The organism is Bartonella sp. AA81SXKL (genome assembly GCF_042196945.1).
Classification (GTDB): domain Bacteria; phylum Pseudomonadota; class Alphaproteobacteria; order Rhizobiales; family Rhizobiaceae; genus Bartonella.
The window spans coordinates 1-904 of record NZ_JBHIRH010000093.1 but is presented as its reverse complement, the minus strand read 5'-3'; the positions used below and the strand labels follow the sequence as shown (position 1 = coordinate 904).

2 protein-coding genes are annotated in these 904 nt (G+C 40.7%); both read right to left on the bottom strand.

The genetic code is table 11. The features are described 5' to 3' along the window. The coding region (locus ACFINZ_RS09735) for a Maf family protein (protein WP_375701413.1) at nucleotides 1-519 on the bottom strand (519 nt) is incomplete at its 3' end. Nucleotides 520-714: 195 nt separating this feature from the next. After that, the coding region (infA, locus tag ACFINZ_RS09730; RefSeq protein ID WP_375701412.1) for a translation initiation factor IF-1 at nucleotides 715-904 on the bottom strand (190 nt) is incomplete at its 5' end.

Genomic DNA, 904 nt, shown 5'->3' with positions numbered 1-904 from the left:
ATAAAGATAGGCCTCCATCATGGGAGAGGTCAACCGTCTAAAACGGACACAACTTTCGACCAATTTTACGGTTATTTTTCCGCATTCATTAAGCGCACAAACAGCGCCATAGACTTTGTGTGCACGTCCAGAAAGGAAGCGCAAACATTCATAAGCCTCATCTTCGCTTTCTGGTGAGGGAAGAATAGTACGCCCAACAGCAACCACAGTATCAGCGGCCAAGATGACTATTTTCTGCGCTGATACTTTTTCTCCACTGCTTTGATCGCGCCATAGAAAAGTTTCTTGTGCTTTAAGAGCTTTTTCCTTTGCCAAACGTTTTGCAAGATTTGCAGGATGTTCTCTTAATTTTGGTGTTTCATCGATATTGGTTGCATAAACCTGATGGGGATCAAGACCAATTTGTGCTAAGAGAGCCAAGCGACGGGGCGAAGCGGAAGCAAGTATCAATTGGATTTCCTCTAAGGAGGTTTCTTCCAAACGAGATTTTTTAAAGAAAGTTTTTCTTATGACTTCCATTTCCACCCCCTCAGAATGATTTTAAACGACTAGCCAATGCGTTTAGCATCCCTGATTTTCTTTTTTGAGAGACCTCTGATATTCTTTACTCCCTCATATAACGCATTTCCAGGACGATTTTTGCTCTTGGAAGCAAGATAAAGGCTTTTAGGAACACTATTGCTGCTTTTAGAAAAAGTAACAACCACAGATGAACTACTTATAGCGATATATAATGCGGCCTTTTGTTAGATCATAGGGCGTCATTTCAACCATGATTTTATCACCAGCTAACATACGAATACGATTTTTGCGCATTCTTCCAGCGGTATGAGCAATAATTTCATGATCATTTTCCAGTTTTACGCGAAACATCGCATTCGGTAAAAGTTCAGTTACGATACCA